Below are 7,157 nucleotides of genomic sequence, written 5' to 3'. Positions count from 1 at the left end.
TGGTTCTTGTTGTGCTGTTGGTCGTGAAAAAATATTGACTGATTGCTCAAGCAGTTGATTTTCCCAATCAATTATTTGGTTTTGATGTAAATCGAATTGAGTAGAAAGTTCAGCGAGTGTGTGGTCGCCTTTAATTGCTGCGAGAGCAACTTTAACTTTAAAATCTGCTGAATGATTACGACGTTTTCTTCGTGTCATGCTTGACTCCAAAAACAAGCATTTCCCATGCTTATTGGGGAGTAGATTATCACTTATAGGCATGGTCTAAAATCCTAGACCCACATCATTGCTCTGTTCTGGCTAGTTATAAACATATAACATCATAGTTGGTGTTTTTAGGCTTAACAGATCCTGTTGAGCCTAAGTTGTAAATTTGGAAATTAGCCATTTCAACAGTATTGAGCTTGTATAGCCAGTATCAGCTGAGATGGTTACGATAGAAAAAATTGGAAATGCAAAAAAAATCACTTGAAGTCCTGACCAAGCTAAGCGCAGTTTTGATATTAGATTTACCAGACTTTATTCGAGATTTTATCTTGAATCTTAAAAACAAGCTGGATGCTTACATCAAAAGAACTCTTAACAAGGGTGAAAAATCTCATAAAGGTGTTGATGAATTTGAAATTCTAAAATGGTTAATCGATAAAATTTCTTTAGATTTGAAACAGGTTCCAAAGCACAAACATAAAGAGGTACATGCTGTTCTATTTACATGTTTTTTTACTCAATTGTCCGATACCTTAGGTTTGCCATTATCACAGTATATGAAGGTGGGTAAAAATCCGCAGCGTTGTGTTCAATTGAGTGCAAGCACTTATAAAAAATACTTTGGCCTGAATAAAGACGTGAAGCTCAAGTTCGAACGAAACCTGAATATCAATTTTTACCCTGAAAAATTATGGTAGCTTTATGAGCCAAACTGATGAATTGTCAGCTGACAAGCAAATTAAACTATTGGAAGAATGGGTCAATCAACCCCTGAGTGTAAAAAAACAAATTTTGAATCAGCTCTTGGCGCAAGATCAGCAGGCACTGGAATTGTATGTTGCTGCTCACGATGTCCATGTGGTGATTAAAGACAATCGGATGGTGACACAAAAGAAATTATTGGTAGGCTTAACTCAATGGGCTAAAAGTGCATCTATAGGAGAACTAAGCGACCAACAAAAAGCAGCATTCATCTATTCATATCTTTTGACTGCAGTCTTGTGCGAAATGCTGAAGGGAATCATCTTGTTAGAGCCTCAGGCTGAAGAGAAAGAAAGACGAGTTATTTTACATAAGTGTGAAAAGAACAATAAAATCAATACAGTATCTTATGATTTAAAACTGTTGTTGCAAAAGCAGTTTTCTCACGCTGAGGAAAATAAACAACTGTATGCAGACATCACGCAAAAACTCCAAGGGATTGATGAATTTAATGCCAATGAGTTAAAAACTCTTTTAGAGCGCAAAACAATAAAAAACGATTTTGAACAGCTTAATCTCGGCCGCCATATTCAACAATTCATTATTGTTTGTAATGAGCTCATCAATAGTAGGTTAAATTCATCGTCAATCAATGTTCAGGCTTTAATCGACAACATTCAAAAGCGCATGACCCGCACACCTCATTCTGGCATATCTTCGTTTGATGTGGAGAATGATGATAAGGAACAGAATACAGAGGCCAATGTTGTCGATCCTGAACAGGATGAGATCGCCAAGCGGGTGAAGGGGAGTTTCTCTGATGACAAACAGAAACAGCTTGAAAAGCAAGCTAAGCGAATTCAGCGACGTGACTTAGCCTGTAAAACTAATCCGCTTTATCTGAAACCCAGTTTATTAACTGAGGTATATCAGCGATTACACGACTGTTATCAAGAAAATACGAGAAATGATGCATATCAATCGGCTTTAGCTGTGTGTGGTCTGATGTGTCTCTTGACCGGTCTGAGTCCAACGGTCTTTCAAAAGATCAAGTATTTGATTGGTATTGGTAGAATTAAAAAAAAATCAGTCAAAAAAGTCATTCATTATTATTGGGTGATCGATCCCAAGCTGAATGCCAATCATTCCGGTGCCATGCAAGATAAAGCACAGCGTTATAATCGGGCCTTAACCCTGGAATGGCGCATACCAGCACCCTGGATCACCAGTTTAGAGGCTTTAGAGGAACCTGAATTTTGTGTGATTGAGTACAATAATTTTTTGCGGGAAATTTTTAAAGAGCATGCAATTGGTGAAATCACCTGCGGTATGTTAGAGCGGCAAATCTATTTTTATATGGATATGGAGACGGATGATAACCTGGTCGCACACTTGCTGGCCAACAGAGATAGCCGTCATATCGTGCAATGGAACTATGAAGGGCGTCAGATCGATCAAATCGACCAGCATTTTCAAGGCTATATTAATGTTCTATTAGACCGTAGAAAAGGTGATCCATGGATTGAGAATAAACACCCTGGTCATATTTTTCATCGTGAGGAACGTATCGGCAGTCAGCGATGCTGGACTGTAGAGGCCGCGAGTGAATTTTTTAATCAGCTTTATCATTTTGTCAAAAACACATTAGCCAATACTCAAGCGAATCTGATCGAGAAGCTGAATGCTTACAGCATTTGGATGTGGCATCTTTCCTTAATCTGCCTGACGGTACGTCCAATAGTCGGCATGCCGGGGTTACTCAAACATTACGATCCTAAGGCACAACTGCTTTATGTGCATGATAAAAAAACTGATTCACGAAAAGTAGGACGTCCTGTTCCTGTTACAGGCTACTGGCAGGATCATTTCAATGCATATCGAAAATATCTGACGCAAACCATCGAGACACTCGGGATAACTAGTTTTAAAGTGAAATTGGAAAACGATGGTTTTATGCTCTATGTCATCTCACATCCTCGGATCAAGTCCCAAAAAGGTCAGGTGAATCTTGCGGAAGTCGTGGAGCATTTGGAGTTACAGCCCATGTCTGCTGATTTTGTCAAGAATTACCTTAAAGAGACCGTGCAGATTTATAAAAACTGGCCAAGGCATTTCACTAAAAATCATCTCGCCTTGAGTGGTGACATTCACAATACGCTATATACCCATGATAAGCAAAGCATGGGATTCAGTCACATTTCTGGATTAAGCCCTTATCTCTACAAACACGACATTCAGCAGCAAGTTAAAAGCTTGCTCAACAAACTAGAAATCGCAAAGCTTGAAGTGCTTTAAAGGACCATCTTGTGCTTGATACATCACTCGTTACGCAATTAGAAAATGCCATTAAAAGAGAAATCGCCGACATTTTTAAGGAAATTTCTCAGCTGATCACTGCTACATACACAGATGTAAATTCTGACCTTGCTCAAATTGATTTTAAGTGGCTTGATCAGCGAATTCTGGACAAGTTTACTCTCTATAGAGCAGTTTTAGAGCAGCTCTGCCAAATATCCAAATTTAAGGACAATGCTGCAGATTACCTTCAATTCTGTTTTAAACAAGTGAAACGGATTTGTAACGAGAAAAACCAGCAGTGGCAAAAGGATTACCCTTCCTATGCCGAGAGCTATGAGATTAAGTTGCCCGATTGGATAGTCTACACACCTAAACGTCTAGACAACGTTTTTTCAGGACGAAAGTTACAGCAGGGTACTATGCTCGTCGAGGTAAAAGAAAAACTGTATGTGAATTGGGCGGATTATCTCAAACAACAAACTCAAGGTATCCTCTTAGACTCTACGGCTAAAGAGCAACAAAAATTAGTGAATACCTTGTTTGAATGTCTGTGTATTTCATTAATTTTTGATCAGGGATGCATGCAACCTGAACGACTGATAGCCATTCATGATGCGATTTTTCATATGAACCTGGATAGTGGCTTGCTTCCGATCTATTCAGATGCCGAAAAGGTTCAAAAGGCTTATGTCTTTTCATACACGTTGCCCTCGACAAAGTATGGCAACATCTATCGTCAGGATGGCGAAGAAGAGGCGGAGTTATGGCAAACCCAACACATTTATTTCAATGCCTTTGCGATGTTATGTTATCGACGGATTCAGCAACTACTCAATGGACCGCAAGGGTATGTATTACAAAGCACTTCGCCATTGCTGTACTGGGAAAAAGAACAGAGTGAAATTGAAACGGGGAATCAGCCTGAAGCCTTACTGCTAGAAAAACTTAAAATCCATTTAAACATTGTACTGAATATGGCGGAGGAGGGGGACTCTAGAAAAGCACGTGAGGATCAGCCATTTGCACCGCTTAATCACGTGAAGCTATTTTTAAAAGGCTTGGAAAAGACCGGTTTTGCCATTTTTAAGCATATGGATTATGTCTTGTGGCAAGAGATTCCTAATCTGGATGTGTTAAGTACCAGTGTACTGAACAATCAGATCATCACTTCGCCTTTAATCTATGAGCAGTATACACAGCTCTATGATCAACCCGATTGCTGGAAAACTATTCAAGCTAGAATCAAAAATCTTGAAAAAAAGCCTCAAGTCTTAGACTTGGAGATGCCTACAGTTACAGTCAAAACATTTCATGATCGACGAACCGGTCAACGTCATGAGCTGAAATCCTGGCTTTTATCTTTTCATCAGGATATCAAACCCAAACAGCTTGCGGATCAACTCCAAGAAAGCATCCAAAAATTTGAGGACTATAAATCTGCGTATGAGGCTGGAAATGGCGAGTACCTAGATTATGTAGTGGCTATTGCACATTTACGCGTGTGTCAGTGGTTAGAAAACGAATTTGCTTATCATGGGAAAGCAGCTATTAAAGTCTCAACAATCAAGCGTTACTATAGTAGTTTTGTGCTTGACCTACTTTGTTATGTTCTAGAACAGCAGATCAATCTAGATACAGCCGCTGAAGAGCAGTTTGAGGAAATGTATCGCACGATTGTTGAAGAAAAACTGCTGAATGATCAGAAAAATCATAAAACGACCGCCCAAACCAACAACAATAAAAAATACAATACCTCGGGTTATGCCTTTGATCGGCTGAAAGCCTTTCACCAATACTTAGTCAAGAATCATCGTGCACCGATTGTGCAATATTTATATGAACGTCAAAGTGACGGTTTATTTTTAAAAACCAGACTCATTAGTCCGCAGATGTTTCAATTGATGATACGGATTCTTAGAGAATACCCAGAAGCTTTGGGTCTGACTGAGCAGGATGCAACCTGTCTAGAATGGGTCTATACATTGGCTTTTAGACTGGGCTTGCGTATTGATGAAGCTGCCGGGATCTGTATCGATGATTTTGTATCTCCGCAGTTACGAAAACATCCTGACAATCGACAGCTCTATTATGTGTTTGAATCCGCTTTAGATCAGCAGAAAGACGATCGATCTGACCATAAAATGAGAAAAACAATGGGTGATATTGATGATCTCACCCTCAGGATTCGTCTAAATTCTGAGCGTGATCTGAAAAGTGATAATGCCACGCGTCAGTTTGATTTAGTTCATTTTTTAACACCGGACGAGTTCACAGGATTTTGTCGCTTTTATCAAAACCTGTTACCTGGCTCTAAAGCGACTGCAGCAGTCTGCAATAGAAAAACCAAACAGCTCTTCATGCTGGGTGAACAACCTTTATCCAGTACAAATTTATCAAAAATTACCCAGTTGCTGTTTAATACTGTATTAGGGACAAAGGATCATCAATATACTTTTCATGCTTTCAGGCATAGTACCGCTTCACATTTGGCTATCCTTTTAAAAGGCAGCATAGCACTGGTACGTTGTTTTACTGACTATGATTCCGAGTTTGGGCGTAAGCTTAAAAAGCACATTTTACCCAATATGAAGGATGCTTCATCGCGTAGTGCCCAAGCCTGGTCTCGACTTGCGCATCTGATGGGGCATGAAGACATTCGGATCACTGCAAGACATTATCTGCATCATCTGAATATCCTGATTGCTGACATGTTTTATCAAGCAAACCGTGAATATTCACCTCAATTGATCAAGGCATTATTAGGCGATAGTCAGTTGATGCATCGCGATTTCAAAGTTGAATTTCAGTCGAATGAAAGAGATATTTTAAAATTGATGAAGAAGATTCATTCACACACAGAAAATAATTCTCAAACTGCTGCATTAAAGAGCAAGAAAAAGCAGAAGCAGCCTCAACAACAGGACGTATTTTTATACCGTGAAATATTTTTAGACGAATACCGGAAGTGGCGGGAAAAAAAAGAAATAGCAACGATCGATCCTGAAGTATTGAAGTTCATTCAATCGATCAGCCAGCCGTTTTCTCTCTATACAAGTCACGTCAAAAATAATGTTAATCATGAGGATCTTATTGGTTTTACTTGGAGTAAAATGGTGACATGGTCTACTCTCTATGAGATTGAGCAACCTTTTAACTTAAATAAAAATGTAACCCAGAAAGATCTTAAACATTTTTTTTATTGTTTAGAAAATAAAATTTCACTTGAAAAAGATCGTCCTATTTTGAACTTTAAGGCATCATCTGAAAATGACTTGATTGATTATAAAAGATTCTTAGATTTTATCAATAAACTTTATTCAAAAAATCCACAAAATTTTGAATGGGATGAATATGATCCGGATGAATTTAATAATGTAAAAAAGGGCGAGGTGAAAATAAAAAAATATAAAATATGGAATAAAAAAGATAATAATTTTATTCAAAAGATGCTGTTGCAAAGCGTCTTTTACAAGATGAAAGAGTGCTGAGAGTATCAAAAAAGAGTGCTTAGAGGTTCTATCAGAGGTTTAGCATATGAACGGAAATTTATCAAAAAAAATATATTTAAAACATATAGATATTGTTTTTAATTTTACAGCTTGGTTTTTCTGAGTATTTTTTTGCAGATAATCGGGTTTTTAGCGCTCAAAAACTGGGTAATTAATGGTGAAAATCCAACCCCGGGTTTTAGGCTTTTTGAGTGTTTTTAGCCTAAAAAAACAGCATTGTTGAGACGCAAGACAATAATCACGCTACGTTAAAATTAATTGAAATATTATTGATACAAATAATAACTTTTGTTGTTAATAAAATAATAAATTAAACGCGATTTAATATGAAATTGAGTGTTGTTTTAAATTAATTGGAGAATCAGTTTTAAATAATGTAACCCTCTATTTTGGGTTGATTTTTTGGTTTTTTAATCAAATGAAAAGTACGTTTTTTCATAT

The 7,157-nt window shown here is 37.7% G+C and carries 4 protein-coding genes; 3 read left to right on the top strand and 1 reads right to left on the bottom strand.

Annotation, left to right across the window (positions count from 1 at the left end; all coding sequences use genetic code 11):
* A partial coding sequence (locus Q9R24_RS14770) for a transposase (protein WP_311204761.1) occupies positions 1-198 on the bottom strand: 198 nt, incomplete at its 3' end.
* 254 nt (positions 199-452) lie between these two features.
* Here Q9R24_RS14770 and Q9R24_RS14765 point away from each other — a divergent pair.
* The 3 genes from Q9R24_RS14765 to Q9R24_RS14755 are packed head-to-tail and all read left to right on the top strand — an operon-like array spanning position 453 to position 6,695.
* Positions 453-905, top strand: a complete 453-nt coding sequence (locus Q9R24_RS14765) for a transporter (protein WP_311204764.1) — start codon at positions 453-455, stop codon at positions 903-905.
* A gap of 4 nt (positions 906-909) precedes the next feature.
* Complete coding sequence (locus Q9R24_RS14760; protein ID WP_311204762.1) at positions 910-3,204, top strand: hypothetical protein; 2,295 nt, start codon at positions 910-912, stop codon at positions 3,202-3,204.
* An 11-nt stretch (positions 3,205-3,215) separates the two neighbouring features.
* Positions 3,216-6,695, top strand: coding sequence for a hypothetical protein (locus Q9R24_RS14755; protein ID WP_311204763.1), 3,480 nt, complete (start codon positions 3,216-3,218; stop codon positions 6,693-6,695).
* Positions 6,696-7,157 lie beyond the last annotated feature (462 nt).

The organism is Acinetobacter sp. RRD8 (assembly GCF_031844225.1).
Classification (GTDB): Bacteria; Pseudomonadota; Gammaproteobacteria; order Pseudomonadales; family Moraxellaceae; genus Acinetobacter.
This window is presented reverse-complemented; position numbering and strand designations above follow the sequence as displayed.

Bases quoted from the DNA above. Each gene is read 5' to 3' on its own strand.
- Q9R24_RS14760 (WP_311204762.1), top strand. From the start codon at position 910: ATGAGCCAAACTGATGAATTGTCAGCTGACAAGCAAATTAAACTATTG.
- Q9R24_RS14765 (WP_311204764.1), top strand. From the start codon at position 453: ATGCAAAAAAAATCACTTGAAGTCCTGACCAAGCTAAGCGCAGTTTTG.